At 56.4% G+C, this 24,204-nt stretch carries 21 protein-coding genes and 1 riboswitch; of the genes, 13 read left to right on the top strand and 8 right to left on the bottom strand.

Features of this window, described 5'->3' with window-relative positions; translation table 11 throughout:
* The first annotated feature begins 319 nt into the window (after positions 1-319).
* The 6 genes from nikA to nikR are packed head-to-tail and all read left to right on the top strand — an operon-like array spanning position 320 to position 5,642.
* Complete coding sequence (gene nikA, locus OGV67_RS01305) at positions 320-1,894, top strand: nickel ABC transporter substrate-binding protein (RefSeq protein ID WP_115614337.1); 1,575 nt, start codon at positions 320-322, stop codon at positions 1,892-1,894.
* Positions 1,894-2,838, top strand: coding sequence for a nickel ABC transporter permease subunit NikB (gene nikB, locus OGV67_RS01300; protein WP_012135612.1), 945 nt, complete (start codon positions 1,894-1,896; stop codon positions 2,836-2,838). Before nikA ends, nikB begins: the two co-directional genes overlap by 1 nt.
* Positions 2,835-3,668 carry a nickel ABC transporter permease subunit NikC gene (gene nikC / locus OGV67_RS01295; RefSeq protein ID WP_012135613.1) on the top strand — a complete coding sequence of 278 codons (834 nt, stop codon included), beginning with the start codon at positions 2,835-2,837 and terminating at the stop codon, positions 3,666-3,668. The genes nikB and nikC overlap by 4 nt, the downstream gene beginning before the upstream one ends.
* Positions 3,668-4,432: a nickel import ATP-binding protein NikD gene (nikD, locus tag OGV67_RS01290; protein ID WP_115181015.1), complete on the top strand. Its 765-nt coding sequence runs from the start codon at positions 3,668-3,670 to the stop codon at positions 4,430-4,432. Before nikC ends, nikD begins: the two co-directional genes overlap by 1 nt.
* Complete coding sequence (gene nikE, locus OGV67_RS01285; protein ID WP_012135615.1) at positions 4,429-5,235, top strand: nickel import ATP-binding protein NikE; 807 nt, start codon at positions 4,429-4,431, stop codon at positions 5,233-5,235. Before nikD ends, nikE begins: the two co-directional genes overlap by 4 nt.
* A 5-nt stretch (positions 5,236-5,240) precedes the next feature.
* The gene (gene nikR / locus OGV67_RS01280) at positions 5,241-5,642 is read left to right on the top strand and encodes a nickel-responsive transcriptional regulator NikR (RefSeq protein ID WP_012135616.1); all 402 of its coding nucleotides are present in this window, start codon (positions 5,241-5,243) and stop codon (positions 5,640-5,642) included.
* A gap of 103 nt (positions 5,643-5,745) precedes the next feature.
* Here the strand turns inward: nikR and OGV67_RS01275 are convergent, their stop codons facing one another.
* From OGV67_RS01275 to OGV67_RS01265, 3 genes are read right to left on the bottom strand one after another with little or no spacing between them, the layout of a single operon-like run.
* Positions 5,746-6,870, bottom strand: coding sequence for an ABC transporter permease (locus OGV67_RS01275; protein WP_115614335.1), 1,125 nt, complete (start codon positions 6,868-6,870; stop codon positions 5,746-5,748).
* Positions 6,870-9,617 (bottom strand): ribosome-associated ATPase/putative transporter RbbA, encoded by a 2,748-nt coding sequence (gene rbbA, locus OGV67_RS01270; RefSeq protein WP_115614334.1) that lies wholly within the window; start codon positions 9,615-9,617, stop codon positions 6,870-6,872. The genes OGV67_RS01275 and rbbA overlap by 1 nt, the downstream gene beginning before the upstream one ends.
* Positions 9,614-10,681 carry an HlyD family secretion protein gene (locus OGV67_RS01265; RefSeq protein ID WP_012135621.1) on the bottom strand — a complete coding sequence of 356 codons (1,068 nt, stop codon included), beginning with the start codon at positions 10,679-10,681 and terminating at the stop codon, positions 9,614-9,616. The genes rbbA and OGV67_RS01265 overlap by 4 nt, the downstream gene beginning before the upstream one ends.
* A gap of 414 nt (positions 10,682-11,095) precedes the next feature.
* A riboswitch (M-box (ykoK) riboswitch) is annotated at positions 11,096-11,279 on the top strand.
* Positions 11,280-11,335: 56 nt separating this feature from the next.
* Here OGV67_RS01265 and OGV67_RS01260 point away from each other — a divergent pair.
* On the top strand, positions 11,336-12,349 hold the full coding sequence (locus tag OGV67_RS01260; protein ID WP_104868068.1) for a magnesium transporter: 1,014 nt from the start codon (positions 11,336-11,338) through the stop codon (positions 12,347-12,349).
* Positions 12,350-12,386: 37 nt separating this feature from the next.
* Here the strand turns inward: OGV67_RS01260 and OGV67_RS01255 are convergent, their stop codons facing one another.
* Entirely contained in the window at positions 12,387-13,580 is a 1,194-nt protein-coding gene (locus OGV67_RS01255; protein WP_047460455.1) for a BaiN/RdsA family NAD(P)/FAD-dependent oxidoreductase, read from the bottom strand.
* 230 nt (positions 13,581-13,810) lie between these two features.
* On the opposite strand from OGV67_RS01255, the gene pitA reads away from it, so the two are divergent.
* The gene (gene pitA / locus OGV67_RS01250; protein ID WP_012135626.1) at positions 13,811-15,307 is read left to right on the top strand and encodes an inorganic phosphate transporter PitA; all 1,497 of its coding nucleotides are present in this window, start codon (positions 13,811-13,813) and stop codon (positions 15,305-15,307) included.
* Positions 15,308-15,449: 142 nt separating this feature from the next.
* On the opposite strand, the gene uspB is transcribed toward pitA, so the two are convergent.
* Positions 15,450-15,785: a universal stress protein UspB gene (uspB, locus tag OGV67_RS01245; protein WP_012135627.1), complete on the bottom strand. Its 336-nt coding sequence runs from the start codon at positions 15,783-15,785 to the stop codon at positions 15,450-15,452.
* A 391-nt stretch (positions 15,786-16,176) separates the two neighbouring features.
* Between uspB and uspA the strand changes: the two genes are divergently transcribed.
* The 4 genes from uspA to nadS all read left to right on the top strand — a co-directional run bounded on the left by uspA (position 16,177) and on the right by nadS (position 19,119).
* A complete protein-coding gene (uspA, locus tag OGV67_RS01240; protein ID WP_000323571.1) occupies positions 16,177-16,611 on the top strand; it encodes a universal stress protein UspA in 435 nt (144 codons plus the stop codon).
* 298 nt (positions 16,612-16,909) lie between these two features.
* Positions 16,910-18,382 (top strand): dipeptide/tripeptide permease DtpB, encoded by a 1,473-nt coding sequence (gene dtpB, locus OGV67_RS01235; protein ID WP_012135629.1) that lies wholly within the window; start codon positions 16,910-16,912, stop codon positions 18,380-18,382.
* Between the two features lie 111 nt (positions 18,383-18,493).
* On the top strand, positions 18,494-18,835 hold the full coding sequence (locus OGV67_RS01230) for a type II toxin-antitoxin system RelE/ParE family toxin (RefSeq protein ID WP_048902455.1): 342 nt from the start codon (positions 18,494-18,496) through the stop codon (positions 18,833-18,835).
* Positions 18,832-19,119, top strand: a complete 288-nt coding sequence (nadS, locus tag OGV67_RS01225; protein WP_058668245.1) for a NadS family protein — start codon at positions 18,832-18,834, stop codon at positions 19,117-19,119. Before OGV67_RS01230 ends, nadS begins: the two co-directional genes overlap by 4 nt.
* A gap of 65 nt (positions 19,120-19,184) precedes the next feature.
* On the opposite strand, the gene OGV67_RS01220 is transcribed toward nadS, so the two are convergent.
* Entirely contained in the window at positions 19,185-19,688 is a 504-nt protein-coding gene (locus OGV67_RS01220; RefSeq protein ID WP_012135633.1) for an RrF2 family transcriptional regulator, read from the bottom strand.
* A gap of 233 nt (positions 19,689-19,921) precedes the next feature.
* Here OGV67_RS01220 and OGV67_RS01215 point away from each other — a divergent pair, with 233 nt between their 5' ends.
* Positions 19,922-21,124: an NAD(P)/FAD-dependent oxidoreductase gene (locus tag OGV67_RS01215; RefSeq protein WP_012135635.1), complete on the top strand. Its 1,203-nt coding sequence runs from the start codon at positions 19,922-19,924 to the stop codon at positions 21,122-21,124.
* 74 nt (positions 21,125-21,198) lie between these two features.
* Here the strand turns inward: OGV67_RS01215 and rsmJ are convergent, their stop codons facing one another.
* Both rsmJ and prlC read right to left on the bottom strand, forming a co-directional pair.
* On the bottom strand, positions 21,199-21,957 hold the full coding sequence (gene rsmJ / locus OGV67_RS01210) for a 16S rRNA (guanine(1516)-N(2))-methyltransferase RsmJ (protein ID WP_071259284.1): 759 nt from the start codon (positions 21,955-21,957) through the stop codon (positions 21,199-21,201).
* 8 nt (positions 21,958-21,965) lie between these two features.
* A complete protein-coding gene (gene prlC / locus OGV67_RS01205) occupies positions 21,966-24,008 on the bottom strand; it encodes an oligopeptidase A (RefSeq protein ID WP_115614333.1) in 2,043 nt (680 codons plus the stop codon).
* Between the last annotated feature and the right edge of the window lie 196 nt (positions 24,009-24,204).

Here is a 24,204-nt window from a genome sequence, read left to right as displayed (position 1 = left end):
AGGCAGACGGAATAAGGCGAATAAACCGCGCAGCGGCGATTTTCCTTGCCGGAGAGCCAGGGTTGCAAGGGAGGCGGCGGCGAGCCTCCCTTGCACGTTCACAGGTGACGAGGCTCCAGATAAATGCTGAACCTAAAGTGAACGGCACAATATTTCAGAGTGAAATAATCTCCTCATAGAAAACATCCGCTACCATATGATTTTCGTATACCTTCTCCCTTTGACCGCCCAACTATTGATCCAGAACACGTCAAAAGTATGATGAATCTTTAGAATCGTCATACTCATTTAGTCGTACCTCTTTTTAATCGGGGCCACCATTTTGTCCAGACTACGCCGCACACTTTTTGCGCTGCTGGCCTGTGCGTCATTCCTCGCGCATGCCGCCGCACCTGACGAGATCACCACCGCATGGCCGGTAAACGTAGGGCCGCTAAATCCGCACCTTTATACGCCTAACCAGATGTTCGCCCAGAGCATGGTGTATGAACCGCTGGTGAAGTATCAGGCGGATGGTTCAGTAAAACCCTGGCTGGCAAAAAGCTGGACCCACTCGGCAGATGGCAAAACCTGGGTGTTTACGCTGCGCGATGACGTAACCTTCTCTAACGGCGAAGCGTTTAACGCCCAGGCCGCAGCAGAGAACTTCCGCGCGGTGCTTGATAACCGCCAGCGCCATGCCTGGCTGGAGCTGACGAACCAAATCACCGACGTCAAAGCGCTGAGTAAAACCGAACTGCAAATCACCCTGAAAAGCGCCTATTATCCTTTCCTGCAAGAACTCGCCCTGCCGCGCCCTTTCCGCTTTATCGCCCCGTCCCAGTTTAAAAACAACGAAACGATGAACGGCATTAAAGCGCCTGTCGGAACCGGGCCGTGGGTTCTGAAAGCGTCGAAGCTCAACCAGTACGACGTGCTGGTACGCAATGACCACTACTGGGGCGAGAAACCCGCGATCCGCCAGATAACGATTAAAGTGATCCCGGACCCGACGACCCGTGCGGTGGCCTTTGAGACCGGCGATATTGACCAGCTGTATGGCAATGAAGGACTGCTGCCGCTCGATACCTTCGCCCGTTTCAGCCAGACGCCGGAATACCGTACCCAGCTTTCCGCGCCGGTTGAGACCGTCATGCTGGCGCTGAACTCCGCCAAAGCGCCAACCAACGAGCTGGCGGTGCGTGAAGCGCTGAACTATGCGGTAAATAAAAAATCGCTGATCGATAATGCCCTGTACGGCACCCAGCAGATCGCCGATACGCTGTTTGCCCCCTCCGTGCCTTACGCCGACATTGGCCTGAAACCACGCCAGTACGATCCCCAACAGGCTAATGCGCTGCTGGAAAAAGCGGGCTGGACATTGCCTGCCGGGAAAACCATTCGTGAAAAAGCCGGTCAGCCGCTGCACGTTGAGCTGGCCTATATCGGCACCGACGCGCTGAGCAAATCGATGGCGGAAATCATCCAGGCCGATATGCGCAAAGTGGGCGTCGATGTGTCGCTGGTAGGCGAGGAAGAGAGCAGTATTTATGCCCGTATGCGCGATGGCCGTTTTGGGATGATTTTCTCCCGCACCTGGGGCGCGCCGTACGATCCGCATGCGTTTATGAGCTCGATGCGCGTACCGTCCCACGCCGATTATCAGGCGCAGCTTGGGCTGCCGGACAAAGCGCAAATTGATAAAGAAATTGGCGAGGTGCTCACCACCACCGATGAGGCGCAGCGTAAGTCTCTGTATCGCGACATCCTGACGCGTCTGCATAACGATGCGGTGTATCTGCCCATCAGCTATATGTCGATGATGGTGGTGGCGAAACCCGAGCTGGGGAAAATTCCTTATGCGCCCATTACCTCCGAGATCCCATTTGAACAGATCAACCCGGTGAAACCCTGATGCTGCGTTATATTGTGCGGCGCATTTTACTGCTGATCCCGATGATTTTCGCCGCGTCGGTAATTATCTTTTTAATGCTGCGCATGGGCACCGGCGACCCGGCGCTCGACTATCTGCGACTCTCTAACTTACCGCCAACGCCAGAGATGGTCGCCTCCACGCGGGTTATGCTGGGGCTGGATCAACCGCTGGTCGTGCAGTACGGCTCCTGGCTGTGGAAAGCGCTGCATCTGGATTTTGGCATCTCTTTCGCCACTCAGCGCCCGGTGCTGGAGGACGTACTGAACTTTCTGCCCGCCACGCTACAGCTGGCGGGCGCGGCGCTGGTGCTGATCCTGCTCACGTCTGTACCGCTGGGGATCTGGGCGGCGCGCCATCGTGACCGTCTGCCGGACTTCATCGTGCGGCTGATCGCGTTTCTCGGCGTATCAATGCCCAACTTCTGGCTCGCCTTCCTGCTGGTGATGTTCTTCTCGGTGTATTTAAAGTGGCTACCGGCAATGGGCTACGGCGGCTGGCAGCACATCATTCTGCCTGCGGTGTCGATTGCGTTTATGTCGCTGGCGATTAACGCCCGCCTGCTGCGCGCCAGCATGCTGGAAGTCGCCGGTCAGCGCCACGTCACATGGGCGCGTCTGCGCGGCCTGAACGCGAAACAAACCGAGCGCCGCCATATTCTGCGTAACGCTTCGCTACCCATGATTACCGCCGTCGGGATGCACATTGGCGAACTGATTGGCGGCACGATGATTATCGAAAACATCTTCGCCTGGCCGGGCGTCGGGCGCTATGCGGTGTCAGCCATTTTTAACCGCGACTACCCGGTCATTCAGTGCTTTACGCTCATTATGGTGGTGGTTTTCGTGGTCTGTAACCTGATTGTTGACCTGCTGAACGCCGCGCTGGACCCGCGCATTCGTCGCCATGAAGGAGCGCATTCGTGAATTTTTTTCTCTCTGCACGCTGGCCGGTGCGCCTGGCGCTCCTCATTATCGCTTTGCTGGCGATCATCGCGCTCACCAGCCAGTGGTGGTTGCCGTACGATCCGCAGGCGATTGATTTACCGTCACGTTTACTGTCGCCGGACAGCCAGCACTGGCTGGGCACCGACCATCTGGGACGCGATATTTTCTCCCGCCTGCTGGCGGCAACCCGCGTCTCGCTCGGTTCCGTAATCGCCTGTTTGTTGCTGGTGTTAGCGCTGGGGCTGATCGTCGGCGGCAGCGCCGGGCTGATGGGCGGTCGCGTCGATCAGTTCACCATGCGCGTCGCGGATATCTTTATGACGTTCCCGACCTCCATCCTCTCTTTTTTCCTCGTGGGCGTGTTGGGGACGGGGTTGACCAACGTCATCATCGCAATCGCCCTGTCGCACTGGGCCTGGTATGCGCGGATGGTGCGCAGCCTGGTGATCTCCCTGCGCCAGCGTGAATTTGTGCTCGCCTCGCGCCTTTCCGGCGCCGGGCATGTGCGCGTGTTTATCGACCACCTGGCCGGGGCGGTAATTCCCTCCCTGCTCGTGCTGGCGACGCTGGATATCGGCCATATGATGCTGCACGTCGCCGGGATGTCATTCCTCGGCCTCGGCGTCACTGCGCCAACGCCGGAATGGGGCGTAATGATTAACGATGCGCGCCAGTATATCTGGACTCAGCCGCTACAGATGTTCTGGCCGGGACTGGCGCTGTTTATCAGCGTGATGGCCTTTAACATGGTGGGTGACGCCCTGCGCGATCACCTCGACCCTCATCTGGTGACGGAGCATGCCCACTGATGCCACAACAAATTGAATTACAAAACATTGTGTTGCAAGCAGACAGACCGTTGGTGCACGGCGTGTCGTTAGCGCTCAGGCGCGGGCGCGTACTGGCGCTGGTAGGCGGCAGCGGCAGCGGTAAATCGCTGACCTGCGCGGCGGCGCTGGGCATCCTGCCCGCAGGCGTGCGTCAGACAGCGGGCGCCATTCTGGCCGATGGTCAGCCGATTTCCCCCTGCAAGCTGCGTGGAATTAAGGTCGCGACCATCATGCAGAACCCGCGCAGCGCCTTTAATCCGCTGCACACGATGGCGGCCCACGCAAAAGAAACCTGCCTGGCGGCAGGTAAACCGGCGGATGACGCCACGCTTATCGCGGCGCTGGAGGCGGTAGGTCTGGAAAATGCCGCGCGGGTGCTGAAGCTTTACCCGTTCGAGATGAGCGGCGGCATGCTGCAACGCATGATGATTGCGATGGCGCTGCTGTGTGACGCGCCGTTCATCATCGCGGACGAACCAACAACCGACCTGGATGTGGTCGCCCAGGCACGAATCCTCGATCTCCTGGAAAGCATTATGCGTAGCCGCGCGCCCGGTATGTTGCTGGTCACTCATGATATGGGCGTCGTCGCGCGACTGGCGGACGATGTGGCAGTAATGGACAACGGCAAGATCGTAGAACTGGGTGACGTTGAAACGTTATTCCGCACCCCGCAGCATAGCGTGACGCGTAATCTGGTTTCGGCGCATCTCGCGCTGTACGGTATGGAGTTAGCCTCATGACGTTACTGACGGTAAGCGGTATTTCCCATCAATACGCGCACGCTAACCTCAGCGGCAAACATCAGCATCACACGGTGCTGAAAGAGGTGTCATTAAGCCTGAAAAGCGGCGAAACCGTGGCGTTATTGGGGCGTAGCGGCTGCGGGAAAAGCACGCTTGCCCGCCTGCTGGTCGGGCTGGAATCGCCGACGCAGGGCCGTGTCTGCTGGCAGGACGAGCCGCTCTCCACGCTTAACCGGGCCAGACAAAAAGCGTTTCGCCGTGATATCCAGATGGTGTTTCAGGACTCAATCAGCGCGGTAAACCCGCGTAAAACCGTACGCGAGATCCTGCGTGAACCGATGCGCCATTTGCTGTCGCTTTCCAGAGCCGAGCAAATCGCGCGCGCCAGCGAGATGCTGCGGGCGGTGGATCTGGACGACACGCTTCTGGATAAACGTCCGCCACAGCTGAGCGGCGGGCAATTACAACGCGTCTGCCTGGCGCGGGCGCTGGCGGTCGAACCCAAATTACTGATTCTGGATGAAGCGGTCTCCAACCTCGATCTGGTATTGCAGGCGGGCGTCATTCGTCTGCTCAAAAAGCTGCAACAGCAGTTCGGCACCGCCTGTCTGTTTATCACCCACGATTTACGTCTGGTGGAACGTTTTTGCCACCGGGTAATGGTGATGGATGAAGGGCAGATTGTTGAGACGCGAACCGTAGGTGACACATTAACCTTTTCCTCTGACGCCGGGCGTGTGTTACAAAATGCGGTACTTCCCGCATTTCCCGTGCGCCGTCGCGCGACAGAAAAGGTTTAATTCAGATGCAACGTGTCACTATTACTCTCGATGACGATTTACTCGAAACGCTGGATAGCCTGAGCCAGCGCCGGGGCTACAACAACCGCTCCGAAGCGATTCGTGACATTCTGCGCGGCGCGCTGGCGCAGGAGGCCACGCAGGAGCACGGCACCCAGGGCTTCGCGGTGCTCTCGTATGTTTATGAGCATGAGAAACGCGATTTAGCCAGCCGCATCGTTTCCACTCAGCATCATCACCATGATTTGTCGGTGGCGACGCTGCATGTACACATTAATCACGACGACTGTCTGGAGATCGCCGTACTGAAAGGCGACATGGGCGACGTTCAGCATTTTGCCGATGACGTCATCGCCCAGCGCGGCGTGCGCCACGGTCATTTGCAGTGTTTGCCGAAGGAAGAGTGATTGCCCGTTTCGTTGCCGGGGGCGCTTCGCTTGCCCGGCCTACATCGTTTCCGTTGGTAGTTCACAGGCCGGATAAGGCGCAGCCGCCATCCGGCAATAATGTTTACGCCATCGTGCCAATCGTCTTTCTGAAACGCAGTAGCGCTATCAGGAAGAAAGCGCTGCCGATCGCCAGCAGCGTCAGAAACTGCGGCCAGACGATGCCAAACCCGGCGCCGCGATAAAGTATCGCCTGCGCGAGGCTGACAAAGTGAGTGGTCGGCATCGTCAGCATGATGTCCTGCACCACCTGCGGCATACTTTCACGCGGCGTGGAACCGCCGGAGAGCATCTGCAACGGCAGCAGCACCAGAATCATCAGCAGCCCCAGTTGCGGCATCGAACGCGCCAGGGTGCCCATAAAAATGCCGATAGACGTGGTGGCGAACAGGCTTAACGCGACCCCCAGCATAAACAGCGGAATGGAGCCCTCAATCGGCACGCCGAGTGCCCCCTTCACCATCAGCATCAGCGACAGCCCGGAAACCACCAGCACCACCAGCCCCATCGACCAGACCTTCGCCATCATGATCTCAAACGGGGTGATCGGCATCACCAGCAGGTGTTCAATCGTCCCGTGCTCCCGCTCGCGGATCAGCGCCGAGCCGGTCAGCACAATCGCCAGCATGGTGATGTTATTAATAATCGCCATTACGCCGCCGAACCATGCCGGGTCCAGATTTGGGTTGAAGCGCATCCGGGTTTCCAGCGAGACCAGCGGCTCGCTATTGTCGCGGTAACGCGCCACAAAGCTGTTCACCTCGCCGCTGATAATGTTCTGGATATAGCTGTTGCCGGTAAACGCCTGACTCATGCGCGTCGCATCGACGTTCACCTGAATATCCGGCTGCCGCCCCGCCAGCACATCCCGTTGGAAATTGGGCGGAATATTGACGGCAAAGGTGTAACGTCCGGCATCCAGTCCGGCGTCCATCTCATCGGCGGTGATCATCTCCGGCGGCAGGAACCACGGGCGATAGAAGCTGTTCACAATGCGATTCGACAGCTGAGACTGGTCCATATCGGCAATCGCGATTGGCGCAAAGTGCAGCGAACCCGGCAGAACGGTGGCGGAGGAGTACACCGAAATCGTGAAGGCAAAGACAATCAGCGTCAGCATTGCCTTATCCCCCAGCAGGCTGCGTAGCTCTTTGATACCGAGGTTATAAATATTGCGTAATCGGCGCATCACCCCTCCTGTTTTTTCAGCAGCAATACGCTCAGGCCAATCACCAGCGGAATGGCGATCGCCAACGGCACGAACAGCGGCCAGAGATCCATCAGATCCAGCGCTTTCGAGAACGTCCCTCGCGCGATCGTCAGAAAATGGCTGGTCGGGTAGATCTCGCCGATCCATCTCCCCGGCCCTTCCAGCGACGCCACCGGGTCGATCATCCCGGAGAATTGCGTCGCCGGGATCAGCGTAATGATCGAGGTGCCGAAAATCGCGGCGATCTGGCTTTTCATAAACGTCGAAATCAGCAGCCCCATTCCGGTGGCGATGGTGACGTAGAGCAGCGCCGCCAGGGTGAGCGTCAGGAAGCTGCCCTTATGCGGCACGCCAAAAACGAACACCGACAGCGCGCAGAGCAACAGGAAGTTCAGCATCCCCAGCGCGATGTACGGCAACTGTTTACCGAGTAAAAATTCGCTGCGGGTGGTCGGCGTCACATACAAGTTGATAATCGATCCCAGCTCTTTTTCACGCACCACGCTCAGGGCGCTGAGCATCGACGGGATCATCATCAACAGCAGCGGAATCACCGCCGGCACAATCGCTGGCAGGCTTTTCACATCCGGGTTGTAGCGATAGCGCGTTTCAATGGTCATCAGCCCGCCCTGGCTGCTGGCATTCGGCTGACGGCTCGCCACATCCTGTAGCCAGCTCTGGTGCATCGCCTGTACGTATCCCCTTACCGTTTCGGCGCGACTGGGCATTGCGCCATCTACCCACACGCCAATCTGCACCGGCGTGCCGCGGGCGATATCCCGTCCAAAATTGGGCGGAAGTTCTATCGCGACCGCCACCTCGCCCGAGCGCATACGTCGGTCAAGATCGTCATAGCTGGTGAGCGGCGACTGCTCGATAAAATAGCGAGACCCCGCCAGGTTCAACGACCAGGCCTGGCTGCTGACGGTCCGATCGCGATCGAGCACGGCAAAGCGCAGATTTTCCACATCCATGCTGATACCGTAGCCCATGATCAGCATCAAAATGACCGTCCCCAGCAAGGCCAGCGTTGACCGCACCGGATCGCGACGCAGCTCCAGCGCTTCACGGCGGCTGTAGCTGAACAGGCGTCGCAGACTAAAGCCCTGGCGCGGCGGTTTACTCGTTTTATGCGCGTCTGGCGCGTCCGCTGGCGGCAGCGGTGATACTGGCGCAGGCCCTGCGGCTTCCTGTAACCAGGAGATAAACGCCTCTTCAAGACTGGCAGCGCCCCGCCGTTCTACCAGTTCCTGCGGCGTGCCGCTGGCAAGCACCTTTCCGGCGTGCATCAGCGACATACGGTCACAGCGTTCCGCTTCGTTCATAAAGTGGGTGGAGATAAAAATGGTCACCTTATCCTGGCGCGACAGATCCACCATCAACTGCCAGAACATATCCCTGGCGACCGGGTCCACGCCGGAGGTCGGCTCATCCAGAATCAGCATTTCCGGGCGATGGATCACCGCCACCGCCAGCGACAAGCGCTGGCGAATACCGAGCGGCAGCGCCTCCGGCAGCATATCTTCGACGTCAGAGAGCATAAAACGCTCGCTCATCTGCGCTACGCGCTGCGGAATCTCTGCGTCCGGGATGTGGAACAGGCGGGCATGTAGCTCCAGGTTTTGCCGCACGGTCAGCTCGCTGTAGAGTGAAAACGCCTGCGACATGTAACCCACCCGGCGGCGGGTTTCGATATCCTTCGGGTCAACCGACTGTCCGAACAGCCAGGCTCCCCCTTCGCTGGCAGGCAGCAGCCCGGTGAGCATTTTCATGGTGGTGGACTTGCCGCAGCCGTTCGATCCCAGAAAACCAAAAATCTCTCCGCGCGGGATGCGGAAATTGACGTGATCGACGGCGACGAAATTGCCAAACCGCATGGTCAGATCTTTCGCCTCAATAGCGATCTCTTCCTGCGTCGCATCATAAGGCGGGATAACAACGGGTTTGTGCGCCTGGCGCTGCGCCTCTGGCAACAGGGCGATAAACGCCTGCTCCAGCGTGGCGCTGCCGGTTTTGTCCCGCAGTTCTTGCGCACTGCCCGTCGCCATCACTTCACCTGCGTTCATCGCCACCAGCCAGTCGAAACGCTCGGCTTCTTCCATATAGGCCGTGGCAACCAGCACGCTCATGTTAGTCTGCCGCTGACGAATGCTGTCGATCAACGCCCAGAACTGGGCGCGGGAAAGCGGGTCAACCCCGGTGGTAGGCTCATCAAGAATCAGCAGTTCCGGGTCATGGATCAGCGCGCAGCACAGCCCCAGTTTTTGTTTCATGCCGCCCGAGAGCTTCCCCGCCGGGCGATCGCGAAACGGCGCCAGCCCGGTGCTGTTCAGCAGATCGGTAATTCGCGCTTCACGCTCCGCTTTATCATGCCCGAAGAGACGCGCGAAGAAATCGACGTTCTCATACACCGACAGCGTATGGTAGAGGTTCTTTCCCAGCCCCTGCGGCATCCAGGCTATCCGTGGGCAGACATCGCGGCGGTGCGTCGCGTCGCGCATGTCGCCGCCCAGCACCCGCACATTGCCCTGCTCGATAACGCGCGCGCCGGAGATAAGCGACAGCAGGCTCGACTTACCGACGCCATCCGGGCCAATCAGCCCCACCATACAGCGAGCGGGGATATCCAGCGTGATGTTGTTCAGCGCCACCGTTGCCCCGTAATGCTGACTCACGCCGTCAAGGTGCGCCACGGTAGGAATGGGAAGACGCGCCAGGTTCGTCATTGCGGCAGCCTCACCGCCAGATCGTCAGGCCAGGGGCGCTGTTCATCCAGCCGCACCCATGCCATACCCGGCAAACCGGTTTTAACGTATTCCAGATGCTGCTGTAACAGCGCTGGCGGGATACGCGCCTTCACGCGGAACATCAGCTTCAGCCGTTCATCGCTGGTTTCGACGGTTTTCGGCGTGAACTGCGCAACACTGGCGACAAAACTGATGGTGGCCGGAATGCGCAGGCTGGGCGCGGCATCCAGCACCAGGCGCGCTTCTCCGCCAATTTTCAGCAGGCCGGCCTGCTCGGTCGGCAGGAAGAAGGTCATGTAGACATCGCTGAGATCGACCATATTCAGCACCCGGCCGCCCGCAGACAGCACCTCTCCCGGTTCGGCAACGCGGTACTGGACGCGGCCATCTCGCGGCGCTTTTAATTCACTGTCATCGATGTCCGCCACAATGCGTCGTTCGGTAGCCTGCGCCGCGTCTACGCGGGTCTGCGCCTGAATAATGCTGGTGCGGGCCGCTTCAATCGCCGCTTTCGTCGCAGAGACCTGGGCTTTGGCGGATTCCAGCGCGGCGCGAGCGCTTTCGGCAGCGGCGCGATCGTCATCCAGCTGTTGAGCGGAAACCGCACCGCGCTGCGACAGCGAGCGGGAACGCACATGACGTTTGGAGACCGAATCCAGCTCGGCTTCACGCTGCTTCACCACCGACTGGGCGGCGCGCGTTTCGCTCTGGCGTTGCTCCAGCAGGGCGCGCGCGGCGGCAACCGCGCTTTCAGCCTCTTTGATTTGCGCGATGGCTTCCAGCCGCTGTTCCTGCAACACGCGGGTGTCCATCTTCGCCAGCACCTCGCCCTGGCGCACAAATTGCCCTTCCGACACCAGAATGGTGTCAATTCGACCGGCGATTTTGGTGGCAATATCGACTTCTGTTGCCTCAATTCTGCCGTTGCTGGCGGCAAAGCCATCCGGTACGCCAGCAGGACGTAGCATCCACCACGCTACGGCTGCTATTGCCACCAGGATGCCAACACTCCACCACACCAGATGACGCTTTATTTTGTCCATATCCGACCCGCCGTGATCCCTGTTAGCCAACAATGCGTGTCACAACCCCCCCCGAACACATGTTCAGCGGGATATTCCATCCGGGATAAGAAGGAAAAAAAGAAAATGGCCAGACGGCATGCAGGCGTCAGCGCGGCGCTCGCCGTAAAGGAAAGTGAATGACGGAAATGCTCGAAAAACGGGTACTAATGTTGTCATCATCAGCGTTCCTGGCCGTAAATGAAACACGCATACTCATATGTACTATCAATGAAATACTAACACCAATACCCGTTATGTCTATTCACTTCATTCTTTAATGGGTTTCGCTGGCTTTTATTGGCAGAGAGACGATGTGGTATATCAACCGTTGATAAACCATCTAAATTATAAACATTGTGAATGGTTAACATTCTCTATACTGGCGGCTCATTTTATCGATCTCGTTATGGCGAGGCTCCTGCACAAATATAAGTTACCGCCCTGCTGGTATCGAGAGAGACCACTCAGGGAAATACAGGCATCCATCGAATCAAGGTGTTGCCAAGGTAACTTCTGACGGCGTAAACACCGGACAGATACGTTGTGCAGTGCTAAAACCAGGACGTAGGGATCTGCCTGTGCTCATCCTGTCTTGTTCGCCCCTATGAGAGCTTTTTATAGGGAATTACATCAATGTCATCCATCCACGTTTGCAACGCACATCACCCGGCTCCGGCTTTTGACGGCGATGCTATCGCGCAATATATGCGTACCGATTTTATTACGCTGCCGGATCATCTCAGCGTTCATGAGGCGCGTGAATTCTTTGTGTCGCAACTCACCTCAGATGATATTCCCGGCCAGGTGTTTGTGGTTGCGGAAAAACAGCTGCGCGGGGTTTTATCCATCAAGAAACTTTTACAGGCAAGCGACACGGCGCAATCTATCCACGCCTTAATGGACAGTTGCCTGTTTCGCGTCAAACCCGACGACGAACGTCCACACATCATTGCCGAGCTGACCGAACGCCAGCTCGATCTGGTGCCGGTCGTCGATAAAGGCGAGCTGGTCGGCTGCCTGATGGAAAAAGAGATTGCCCATCTTCTGGAAGATGACGTCACTGAAGACGTGCAGCGCCAGGGGGCGACGCTGCCGCTGGAGAAACCGTATCTGGACATCAGCCCGTGGACGCTGTGGAAGAAACGTTCTGTGTGGCTACTGCTGCTGTTTGTGGCGGAAGCCTATACCAGTAGCGTACTGCAACATTTCGAAGAGGCGCTGGAGTCAGCGATTGCGCTGGCCTTCTTCATCCCCCTGCTGATTGGCACCGGCGGCAACAGCGGCACGCAAATAACCTCTACGCTGGTGCGCGCAATGGCACTGGGCGAAGTGCGGCTGCGCGACATGGGGCGGGTCATTCGCAAAGAGGCATCGACCTCGCTGCTGATCGCCATAACGCTGGGCCTGGCGGGTTGTCTGCGCGCCTGGATGATGGGTATCGGCGTGGAAATCACGCTGATCGTCAGCCTGACGCTGGTATGCATTACGCTGTGGAGCGCGGTGGTGTCATCGGTGATCCCGATGGTGCTCAAGCGCATCGGCATCGACCCTGCGGTGGTCTCTGCGCCGTTTATCGCCACGCTGATCGACGGCACCGGACTGATTATCTATTTTAAAATCGCCCAGTATTTTCTTGGCCTGAACTGACGACTGCGCCCGACCGCTCTCTGGTCGGGCAAACCCGTTATCCTTCGCTCAGCGCCTGCGCACATGCCCACGCGCTCGACCAGGCCCACTGGAAGTTATAGCCCCCCAGCCAACCGGTGACATCCATCACCTCGCCGATAAAATAAAGTCCCGGCACTTTTCGGGCCTCCATCGTGCGCGAAGAAAGTTCATCGGTGTTCACGCCGCCAAGCGTCACTTCCGCCGTGCGATAGCCTTCCGTACCGTTAGGCTGTACGCGCCATTCGGTCAGCGTTTCAATCAGCGCTTGCTGCTCGCGTGCGTTCAACTGTTTCAGGGAAACATCCGGGATCTGCCCAAGCTGCTGTAAACATTCCACCAGGCGCTTCGGCAACTGCATCGCCAGCGTATTTTTCAGGCTTTGATTCGGGTGCGCGCAACGTTGTTCATTGAGGAAATCATCAGGATCGACCTCCGGCAGCAAATTGATGCTGACAAATTCGCCGGGCTGCCAGAAACTCGAAATCTGTAAAACCGCCGGGCCTGACAGCCCACGGTGGGTAAAGAGCAGATTTTCACGGAATACCGTACCGTCCTGCGCCGCGATCACCGCAGGCACCGAAACGCCGGATAACACCTGAAGCTGCTCCAGCAGCGGTTTATGCAACGTGAAGGGCACCAGCCCGGCGCGGGTCGGCAGGACATCCAGACCAAACTGTTCAGCAATTTTATAACCCAACGGCGACGCGCCCAGACCCGGCATGGAGAGACCGCCCGTGGCGATCACCACTTTTTTCGCCGCGACCGTCATGCCGTTCAGTTCCAGGGTAAACCCTTCGTCATCACGCGCAATGCTGAGCACTTCGCTGCGCAGGCGCATCGTCACGTTGCCCTTTGCGCATTCCGCCACCAGCATATCGACAATTTGCTGCGCAGAGTCGTCGCAGAACAGCTGGCCGAGCGTCTTTTCATGCCAGGCGATGCCGTGTTTGCCCACCAGATCGATAAAGTCCCACTGGGTGTAACGCGCCAGCGCCGATTTGCAGAAATGGGGGTTCTGGCTCAGATAGGCAGCAGGTTCGACATACAGATTCGTGAAGTTGCAGCGCCCGCCGCCGGACATCAGGATCTTACGCCCCGGTTTTTTACCATTATCGATGAGCAGCACGCGGCGCCCCGCCTGACCGGCCTGCGCCGCACAGAACATACCCGCCGCGCCAGCGCCTATAATAACGGCATCAAACCTTTCCACTTTGCGATCCTCTCTGAAAACAGGGCGTGAATTGTAAAGATTCCTCAGTGGTCGCACCAGCGCCAAAATCGATGGATATGAGTATTTAATTGAATTCTATAAGATAATTCTTTAGTGGCATGACATTAAGCAGGCGTTATATCAAAAAAAGTCTATATTTCACTTTGCCCGCGCCGCGAAAGTCACTGATAATGCGCCGCGTTCATGTCCTCAAAATGGCGTAACGTCCTATGCTACATTTGTTTGCTGGCCTGGATTTACATACCGGGCTTTTATTATTGCTTGCTCTGGCTTTTGTGCTGTTCTACGAAGCGATTAACGGCTTCCATGATACAGCCAACGCAGTGGCAACCGTGATTTATACCCGTGCGATGCGTTCGCAACTGGCGGTTGTTATGGCTGCGGTCTTTAACTTCTTTGGCGTTCTACTGGGCGGTCTGAGTGTAGCCTATGCCATCGTGCATATGTTGCCTACGGATTTGCTGCTTAACATGGGTTCCGCACATGGCCTCGCTATGGTGTTCTCTATGTTGCTGGCGGCCATTATCTGGAACCTCGGTACATGGTACTTTGGTCTGCCTGCCTCCAGTTCCCATACGCTGATTGGCGCCATCATTGGTATCGGTTTAACCAATGCAATGATGACCGGCACTTCAGTGGTGGATGCGCTAAATATACCTAAAGTTATCAATATCTTTGGGTCATTGATTGTCTCCCCTATCGTAGGCCTGGTGTTTGCTGGCGGTCTGATCTTTTTGCTGCGTCGCTACTGGAGCGGCACTAAAAAGCGCGCACGTATCCACCTGACCCCTGCTGAACGTGAAAAGAAAGACGGTAAGAAAAAGCCGCCATTCTGGACGCGTATCGCACTTATCCTCTCGGCTATCGGCGTGGCGTTCTCTCATGGCGCTAACGATGGTCAGAAAGGCATTGGTCTGGTCATGCTGGTTCTGATTGGCGTGGCGCCTGCGGGCTTCGTCGTCAATATGAACGCATCCGGCTATGAAATTACCCGTACCCGCGACGCCATCAACAACGTCGAAACGTACTTCCAGCAGCACCCTGATCTGCTGAAAAAAGTCACCGGCGTGGATCAGCTGATTCCCGCACCGGAACCGGGCGCGACAGAACCCGCAGAGTTCCATTGCCACCCGGCGAATACCATCAATGCGCTTGATCGCGCGAAAGGTATGCTGGCGAATCTGGAAAGCTACGACACGTTAAGCGTTGACCAGCGTAGCCAGCTGCGTCGCATTATGCTGTGCATCTCCGACACGACCGATAAAGTCGTGAAGCTGCCTGGCGTAAGCAATGACGACCAGCGTCTGCTGAAAAAACTGAAAACCGATATGCTGAGCACCATTGAGTACGCGCCGATCTGGATAATCATGGCCGTCGCGCTGGCGCTGGGTATTGGCACCATGATCGGCTGGCGCCGCGTGGCGACTACCATCGGTGAGAAGATTGGTAAGAAAGGCATGACCTATGCGCAAGGGATGTCGGCGCAGATGACGGCCGCAGTCTCTATCGGTCTCGCCAGCTACACCGGTATGCCGGTATCCACCACGCACGTCCTTTCTTCCTCCGTCGCGGGGACAATGGTTGTGGACGGTGGCGGTCTACAGCGCAAAACGGTCACCAGCATTCTGATGGCCTGGGTGTTTACCCTGCCAGCGGCGATTATTCTGTCCGGCGTGCTGTACTGGATCTCGCTGAAGATTATCTAAGCGCGACCGTGCCGGATGGCGGCGATGCCTTATCCGGCCTACAAAAACGCAGCACGTAGGCCTTAAAGCGACGCGCCATCAGGCAAAGGAATGCAGAATCAACCGTATTGAGCGGGTCAGGAAACTGACCCGCTTTTTTTGCTCAGTGCCAAATCAACAGCGCAACCATACTGATCAGCACCAGACCGCATAATGCGCTGGTGAGGATGAACTGGCCGCGAACACGTTCACAACGGCGGATGAATTCATCATCGTGGTGATCGCGATAACGTTGCGCGTAGATATACCACACCAGACGCATCTGTTTGTTGGGTTGACCATGCGAGGTAAAGAAGCCACCTCCATCCACATATTGGTAGAGCAATGGATCGCAACCACGCAGTACCACTAACAGCGCGCGTAACGATGAGAAATAGCGCGCCATATTAACAATGCAAACGACACATAAAGCCCAGAATAATGCGACGGTGCTTATCATACCTCCTCCCCGGCGACCCGCCCACGGAGCTCCTCTCCGGGACTACCGCTCCCCCGATACTCAGCCAGACAGTTCAGTGAAAGAGTCCTGCTAAACCGTTCACGCCAGTGCCCTGCATCCGAACGGCTCTATTAAATAGTGTAGGAGATCAGTTAATTTTTTTGCCAGAAGGTTAACCGCTATCAATGCAATTAACTGAAAATTTTGTTTAACTGATTGGCAAGCAAGGCGGATTGACGGATTATCCAGGTCGCTATAATGTAAGGATAGTCTTTACATTCACTTCTCGGCTGGGCTAGCCCCGCGCTGTAGTTCGCAGGACGCGGGTGACGCGGCGGCACAAGAAACGCTAGCTGGCTAGTCATCGACAACTTATGGAAGGAGTAACACTATGGCTTACAAACACATTCTCATCGCGGTTGACCTTTCCCCGGAAAGTAAAGTTCTGGTAGAAAAAGCGGTTTCAATGGCGCGTCCTTACAACGCGAAAGTCTCTCTTATCCACGTTGATGTCAATTACTCTGACCTGTACACCGGCCTGATCGACGTGAATCTGGGCGATATGCAAAAACGCATCTCTGAAGAAACACACCATGCGCTGACCGAACTTTCCACCAATGCCGGTTATCCTATCACCGAAACCCTGAGCGGCAGCGGCGATCTGGGTCAGGTACTGGTTGACGCGATCAAAAAATACGATATGGATCTGGTCGTTTGCGGTCATCATCAGGACTTCTGGAGCAAACTGATGTCTTCAGCACGCCAGCTGATTAATACCGTGCATGTCGACATGCTGATTGTTCCGCTGCGCGACGAAGAAGAGTAAGTTCTGTTGTGCCGGATGGCGGCTGACGCCTTATCCGGCCAGGCATTCATCAGCCCGATATACACAGCGCCCGCCAATGCGGGCGTTTTTGTTTATGCCTTCCCTCGAACACATTCCAGTACAACATTCCAGACCACAAATCATAATTAGTGTGATCAACTAATTAGATCGAAAACCATCTCTATAATAATCTATTCATTCGGTTAATGACCGCAGTCTATAACAGAGTCAGACTTTTTCGGCGCGTTTTGGCATACGCGTTCATACTTTTCGGGATGGCATTGAAAGGCGAAGGAATATGAATACAACTGCACCTACGGGCTTGCTACAGCAACCCCGTCCGTTCTTCATGATCTTTTTTGTAGAATTATGGGAGCGATTCGGCTATTACGGCGTCCAGGGCATCCTGGCAGTTTTCTTTGTTAAACAGCTTGGCTTCTCTCAGGAACAGGCATTTATCACCTTTGGCGCATTTGCCGCACTGGTGTACGGCCTGATATCCATTGGCGGCTACGTTGGCGATCACCTGCTGGGAACTAAGCGTACCCTGGTACTGGGGGCGATTGTCCTGGCGATCGGCTACTTCATGACCGGATTATCGTTACTGAAACCGAGCCTGATTTTTATCGCGCTGGGGACGATTGCCGTCGGTAACGGGCTGTTTAAAGCCAACCCTGCGAGCCTGCTGTCCAAGTGTTACCTGCCCAAAGACCCCCGTCTGGACGGCGCGTTCACCCTGTTTTATATGTCGATTAACATCGGGTCGCTGCTGTCGCTCTCCCTCGCCCCGGTCATCGCCGACAAATTCGGCTATGCCGTTACCTATAACCTGTGCGGCGCCGGGCTGATTGTCGCGCTGCTGGTCTACTTCGCCTGTCGCGGCATGGTGAAAGATATCGGTTCAGAGCCAGACCATAAGCCGCTGAGCTTCCGTAATCTGCTCGCCGTACTGATCGGCACCGTCGCCATGATTTTCCTCTGCGCCTGGCTGATGCATAACGTAAAAATCGCCAACCTGGTGCTGATCGTCCTGTCGATTGTGGTCATCATTTTCTTCTTCCGTGAAGCGTTTCGTCTGGATAAAACCGGACGCAACAAAATGTTCGTCGCTTTTATCCTGATGCTTGAAGCGGTGCTGTTTTATATTCTGTACGCACAGATGCCTACATCGCTGAATTTCTTCGCAATCAATAACGTACATCACGATATTCTCGGTTTTACCATTAACCCGGTCAGCTTCCAGGCGCTGAACCCGTTCTGGGTGGTGGTTGCCAGCCCGGTACTGGCGGCGATTTACACGCGTCTGGGGAGCAAAGGCAAAGATCTGACCATGCCGATGAAGTTTACGCTGGGCATGTTCCTCTGTTCGCTGGGCTTTTTGACCGCCGCCGCCGCAGGCATGTGGTTCGCCGATGCGCAGGGGCTGACTTCACCGTGGTTTATTGTGCTGGTGTACCTGTTCCAGAGTCTGGGTGAGTTGCTGATTAGCGCCCTGGGGCTGGCAATGGTTGCCGCGCTGGTGCCTCAGCACCTGATGGGCTTTATTCTCGGGATGTGGTTCCTGACGCAGGCGGCGGCTTTCCTGCTGGGCGGCTATGTCGCAACCTTCACCGCCGTACCGGAAAACATCACCGACCCGCTCCAGACGCTGCCTATCTACACCGGCGTGTTCAGCAAAATAGGCCTCGTCACACTGGCGGTCACCGTTGTGATGGCGATTATGGTGCCGTGGTTGAACCGGATGATTAATACGCCGGATAGCAGTAAATAAGCGTCAACTTTTAGTTCTGACCGCGAGTAACATCGCGGTTTTTTTATCTGTTAACTCTTACTATGTAAGAGTATAATTTAAACAAACAGGTCATCATGGACGGACATGACCATGAACTACATTGAATTTATTGAGACTTCTGTCTTTGCCCGCCAGCGGGAAGCTCTGCTCACCGAGGATGAATATCGCGCATTTCAGGAAATGCTCATTATAAACCCGCTGGAAGGTGATTTAATTCAGGGTACAGGTGGTTGCAGGAAAGTTCGTTTTGCTCCAGCAAGCCACTGTAAGGGAAAAAGCGGCGGGATTCGTAGTATTTACTATTTTCAAAATAGCGAAGGGCGTATCTGGCTTTTCATGGCTTACCCTAAGAACAAAAAGGATAGTCTGAGCGGCGAAGAAAAAAACGCCCTCAAATCCATCATTCACCAACTAAAAGAGGGCTCGTTATGAACGATTTCTTTAAAGATCTGATGGAATCTGCAAGCGAGGCCGTTGAAATCAGCCAGGGTCGCAAACCTGCTGCCCGAATCACCCGATATGAACTTCCAGATGTCAAAGCTATCAGGAAGAAAGCCAATATGAAGCAGAATGAGTTTGCACAGGCAATAGGCGTCTCATCTTCCCTGATTCAGGCCTGGGAGCAGAAGAGGCGTATCCCTACCGGAACTTATCTTAAGGTTCTTCGGGTGATAGAGCGTAATCCAGAGATGGTTAATCTTTTCAAAACAGTCTAATCGCAACATAGTCCGATAAGCACAGCGCTATCGGACATAGCCGCATCCGGCCTGCGTTCGGGCATTTACCCTTTACGCGCGTCAATCCATTCCTGCACTTCAACCACAAAGGTCTCTGGCGCTTTGCGGTACATCTTACGCGCCAGATCGAGAATGGTATGCTGCCCTAACGCTTCTTCCATACGCTGCTGCGCCATGTCCATTACCGAGCGCACGCCGCAGATACCTTCGCAGGCCCACGCCGGAGGTTGCTCATCAAAAACAGCCAGACGCTGGCGAATTTCACGGCATTCAAAGATGCGCTTGTCACCGTCAATGGCGTTGACCACATCCAGCACCGTGATGTGTTCGGCAGGCCTGGCGAGCTGAAAACCACCGCCTTTGCCTTCGATGCTGCGCACCAGGCCCGCTTTCGACAGACGGGTAAAAATCTTGGCCAGATAGTCGTAGGGCACGCTTTGCAGGTCAGCAATTTCGCGAACGCTCATATCGCGGGCGTCGCCTTTGCTGTCCACCATACACATCAGGCTATGGATGCCGTACTCAACCCCGGAACTGTAGAATGCCATGCTCTTATCTCAGCCAAAATAATTCTGAGTTATTGTAGCTTTTTCGACAGGCGCTTGCCAGACAGAGAACCACAGCACATCAGGAATTAAAATTTAATTCATTATTTATCATAATGATAACCAACAGATCTGGATCATTTTCCACTGGATCGCACAAATGACATTGCATTCATTAACTACGACCAATAAAATCCGAGTAAATAACTTCATCGTTAACATTGAGTGCAACCTAAATGCGTAAACAAATTCTGATCGTTGGTGCAGGTTTTTCCGGGATGTGGGCCGCGCTGAGCGCCGCCCGTCTGGCAGATAAACACCAGAATGACACAATTGATATCACCGTTATCGCCCCACAACCCGAACTTCGCGTACGCCCTCGCTTTTATGAAAATGCCGTCCAGACGCTGGTCGCTCCCCTGCAACCGCTGTTCGACGAAACCGGCGTCAACTTCCTGCGCGGGACGGTTGCGCAGATCCTTCCCGACTCAAAAGAGGTGAGCTGGGCAGATGCCTCCGGCAAAACGCACTTACATCGCTACGACCGTTTGATTCTGGCAAGCGGCAGCCACGTTAACCGTTCACTCGTAACGGGCGCAGATGCGCATGCGTTCGATCTGGATCAACTGGAAAGCGCCGCCGTACTGGAGCAGCACCTGAAGGATCTGGCGAACAAAGAAGAAAGCGACGCGCGCAATACCGTTGTTGTTTGCGGCGGCGGCTTTACCGGGATCGAGATGGCGCTGGAGTTGCCTGGCCGTTTACGTGATATTCTCGGCGCTGATGCTAAGACCAGAGTAGTCGTAGTTGAACGCGGCCCGCAGCCTGGCGCTCGCTACAGCGAAGAACTGCGCAACGTGATTATCGAAGCGTCGGCAGAGCTGGGCGTGGAGTGGCTGGTGAATACGGAAGTGGAAAGCGTGGACGCAACGGGCATCACGCTGAAAGACGGGCAAACCATCGCGTCGCAAACCGTCATCTGGACCGTCGGCGTTCAGGCGAACGATCTGACCGGGCAGATTGACGCTCCACGCGACCGTCAGGGGCGTTTACATGTGAATGCTCAGCTTCAGGTGGTGGGTCACGATGACATTTATGCCACTGGCGATGTGGCGTACGCCGCAACCGATGACAAAGGCAATCATGCGTTAATGACCTGCCAGCACGCTATTCTGCTGGGCAAGTTTGCCGGGAATAACGCGGCCGCTGACCTGCTGGAGGTCGCTCCTCTGCCGTATCGTCAGGAAAACTATGTCACCTGTCTGGATCTTGGCGCATGGGGCGCGGTCTACACCGAAGGCTGGGATCAGCAGGTAAAACTGACGCGTGCGGAAGCGAAAAAACTCAAGCTGTCGATTGTCAGCGAGCTGATCTATCCACCGAAGGCCGACAGAGCCGTGGCGTTTGAGATTGCCGATCCGCTGGCGCCGTTTGTTTAGTCAGCCTTGCCGGATGGCGGCGTACCCTGCACTGAACCGTAGGCCCGATAAGCGAAGCGCCATCGGGCAATTCGTTACTCCACCAACGCCGTACCGGCATAAATATCAAACCGGTGGCCTTTGGTGACAACCGCGTTCGGCGTGGCGACATCCGCTAACGGTGGCGCGTAATCCGGGCGCTTCACCACGACCCGTTTGGTCGCCAGCTGGCGCGCTGGCGCCAGCAAACCATCGGCATCAAGATCCGGCCCGACCAGCGACTGAAACACCCGCATCTCTTTTTTCACCAATGCGCTTTTCTGCTTATGCGGGAACATCGGATCGAGATAAACCACCTGCGGGCGCGGCGTGATATCCGTCAGCGCCGTCAGGCTGGAGGCATGGATCAACTGCAAGCGCTCCTGCAACCACGGGCCGATTTCCGGGTCAGCATACCCGCGCGCCAGACCGTCATCCAGCAACGCCGCGACCACCGGGTTGCGCTCCAGCATGCGCACTCGACACCCCACGGAAGCCAGCACAAAAGCATCGCGCCCCAGTCCCGCCGTCGCATCGACCACATCCGGCAGGTAATCGCCTTTAATGCCGACCGCTTTCGCGACCGCTTCGCCACGACCGCCGCCGAACTTGCGGCGATGGGCCATCGCCCCGCCGACAAAATCGACAAAGATGCCGCCAAGCTTCGGCTCATCGCGCTTACGCAGCTCCAGATGCGCAGTCGTCAGCACCAGCGCCATCGGGTTGTTTTCGTCATGCTCTAACCCCCAGCGGGCGGCAAGAACAGATAAGGCGCCGTCTCTGGCGCCTGTTTCATCAACTAAGCAGATCTTCACGTACGCTATCAGCCTTTAATGCCGTAGTGCGTCAGCATCGCGTCCAGCTGCGGTTCACGACCACGGAAGCGCTTGAACAGCTCCATCGGCTCTTCCGAACCGCCGCGAGTCAGGATGTTGTCGAGGAACGACTGCCCGGTATCGCGGTTGAAAATGCCTTCTTCCTCAAAGCGCGAGAAGGCATCCGCCGCCAGTACATCGGCCCACAGATAGCTGTAGTAACCTGCCGCATACCCCCCAGCGAAAATATGGCTGAAGGCGTGCGGGAAGCGGCCCCATGACGGCCCCGGCACCACGGCGACCTGTTTTTTGATCTCAGAAAGCGTCTCCAGAATTTTCGCCCCTTGTTCCGGGTTAAATTCCGCATGCAGACGAAAGTCGAACAGGCCAAACTCCAGCTGACGCAGAATAAACAGCGCCGCCTGGTAGTTCTTCGCCGCCAGCATTTTATCCAGCAGTTCCTTCGGCAGCGGTTCGCCGGTCTCGTAGTGACCGGAGATAAACGCCAGCGCGTCCGGCTCCCAGCACCAGTTTTCCATAAACTGGCTCGGCAGTTCGACCGCATCCCACGGCACGCCGCTGATGCCGGAAACGCCCGCCGTTTCGATGCGGGTCAGCATGTGGTGCAGACCGTGGCCGAACTCGTGGAACAGGGTGATCACTTCATCATGCGTGAACAGCGCCGGTTTACCGTTAACCGGACGGTTAAAGTTACAGGTCAGGTAGGCGACCGGTTTTTGCAGCGAGCCATCGGCTTTGCGCATCTGGCCGACGCAGTCATCCATCCACGCCCCGCCACGCTTGTGCTCACGCGCATACAGATCGAGGTAGAAGCTGCCGCGCAGTTCGTTGTTTTCGTCATACAGCTCGAAGAAGCGCACGTCGGGATGCCAGACATCCACATCGTTACGCTCTCTGGCCGTAATGCCGTAAATGCGTTGTACCACTTCAAACAGGCCGTTCACGGCTTTGTTTTCCGGGAAGTACGGGCGCAGTTGCTCATCGCTGATGCTGTAAAGGTGCTGCTTCTGTTTCTCGCTGTAGTACGCGATATCCCACGGTTGCAGTTCATCGACGCCGAACGTCGCTTTCACGAAAGCGCGCAGTTGCGCCAGCTCTTTCTCGCCCTGCGGACGCGCGCGTTTCGCCAGATCGGTTAAGAAATCCAGCACCTGCTGCGGGTTTTCCGCCATTTTGGTGGCGAGCGATTTAAAGGCATAGCTGTCGAAACCCAGCAGTTGCGCCAGTTCATGACGCAGCGCGAGGATCTCTTCCATCACCGGGCTGTTGTCCCATTTACCCGCGTTCGGCCCCTGATCGGAGGCGCGCGTCACATAGGCGCGATACATCTCTTCACGCAATGCCGGGTTGTCGCAGTAGGTCATCACCGGCAGATAGCTTGGAATATCCAGAGTCAGCAGCCAGCCTTCCTGCTCTTTCGCTTCCGCCTGCGCTTTCGCGGCGGCCAGAGCGCTTTCCGGCATGCCCGCCAGTTCCGCGTCGTCAGTCACTAACTTCGTCCAGCCCATCGTAGCGTCGAGCACGTTGTTGCTGTACTGATTACCCAGCTCGGACAGGCGAGTGGCGATTTCACCATAGCGCTGCTGTTTTTCCTTCGGCAGACCAATACCGGAAAGCTCAAAATCGCGCAGCGCGTTATCAACCGCTTTTTTCTGCGCGAGGTTCAGGGTCGCGTAATGGTCGCCGTCGCGCAGGTCGCGGTACGCATTGTACAGACCCTCGTGCTGACCAACCCAGGTGCTGTATTCAGACAGCAGCGGCAGCGTCTGCTCATAGGCTTCGCGCAGTTCCGGGCTGTTTTTAACGGAATTCAGGTGGCTGACCGGAGAGAAAATGCGCCCCAGCACGTCGTCCACTTCCGCCAGCGGCTGGCAGAGATTTTCCCAGGTGTACGGCGCGCCCTGCGCCACTACCCGCTCCACGTTTTCACGGCAGTCATTCAGCGCCTTTGTCACGGCAGGCACCACATGCTCAGGCTGGATTTGGGAAAACGGCGGTAGCGAGAAAGGCGTCAGTAATGGATTGGTCATAAGCGCTGTCCTGTTGAATGAGGTGAATGAAGCGCGCATCCGGCGCTGTGCATATTTGTTTCAGATGGGGGTAAGTGTAGTGAATTTCAATGGCGAGCGTAGCGGAAAAATACCCGGTAGCGCTGCGCTTACCGGCCTACGGGTAATCTGCCCTTTTCTGCTGTAAACTGTGACAAATCGTCTATTTCAGCGGAAT

Origin of the sequence: Citrobacter sp. CK188 (assembly GCF_030333525.1) — a bacterium.
Lineage (GTDB): Bacteria > Pseudomonadota > Gammaproteobacteria > Enterobacterales > Enterobacteriaceae > Citrobacter_B > Citrobacter_B koseri.
The sequence above is the reverse complement of the archived record's forward strand: the minus strand, read 5'-3'. Positions and strand labels throughout refer to the sequence as shown.

Coding starts and splice junctions, on each gene's coding strand:
- nikB (WP_012135612.1), top strand. CDS start 1,894: ATGCTGCGTTATATTGTGCGGCGCATTTTACTGCTGATCCCGATGATT.
- nikD (WP_115181015.1), top strand. CDS start 3,668: ATGCCACAACAAATTGAATTACAAAACATTGTGTTGCAAGCAGACAGA.
- nikE (WP_012135615.1), top strand. CDS start 4,429: ATGACGTTACTGACGGTAAGCGGTATTTCCCATCAATACGCGCACGCT.
- nikR (WP_012135616.1), top strand. CDS start 5,241: ATGCAACGTGTCACTATTACTCTCGATGACGATTTACTCGAAACGCTG.
- OGV67_RS01275 (WP_115614335.1), bottom strand. CDS start 6,870: ATGCGCCGATTACGCAATATTTATAACCTCGGTATCAAAGAGCTACGC.
- rbbA (WP_115614334.1), bottom strand. CDS start 9,617: ATGACGAACCTGGCGCGTCTTCCCATTCCTACCGTGGCGCACCTTGAC.
- OGV67_RS01265 (WP_012135621.1), bottom strand. CDS start 10,681: ATGGACAAAATAAAGCGTCATCTGGTGTGGTGGAGTGTTGGCATCCTG.
- OGV67_RS01260 (WP_104868068.1), top strand. CDS start 11,336: ATGTCATCCATCCACGTTTGCAACGCACATCACCCGGCTCCGGCTTTT.
- pitA (WP_012135626.1), top strand. CDS start 13,811: ATGCTACATTTGTTTGCTGGCCTGGATTTACATACCGGGCTTTTATTA.
- uspB (WP_012135627.1), bottom strand. CDS start 15,785: ATGATAAGCACCGTCGCATTATTCTGGGCTTTATGTGTCGTTTGCATT.
- uspA (WP_000323571.1), top strand. CDS start 16,177: ATGGCTTACAAACACATTCTCATCGCGGTTGACCTTTCCCCGGAAAGT.
- dtpB (WP_012135629.1), top strand. CDS start 16,910: ATGAATACAACTGCACCTACGGGCTTGCTACAGCAACCCCGTCCGTTC.
- OGV67_RS01230 (WP_048902455.1), top strand. CDS start 18,494: ATGAACTACATTGAATTTATTGAGACTTCTGTCTTTGCCCGCCAGCGG.
- nadS (WP_058668245.1), top strand. CDS start 18,832: ATGAACGATTTCTTTAAAGATCTGATGGAATCTGCAAGCGAGGCCGTT.
- OGV67_RS01220 (WP_012135633.1), bottom strand. CDS start 19,688: ATGGCATTCTACAGTTCCGGGGTTGAGTACGGCATCCATAGCCTGATG.
- OGV67_RS01215 (WP_012135635.1), top strand. CDS start 19,922: ATGCGTAAACAAATTCTGATCGTTGGTGCAGGTTTTTCCGGGATGTGG.
- prlC (WP_115614333.1), bottom strand. CDS start 24,008: ATGACCAATCCATTACTGACGCCTTTCTCGCTACCGCCGTTTTCCCAA.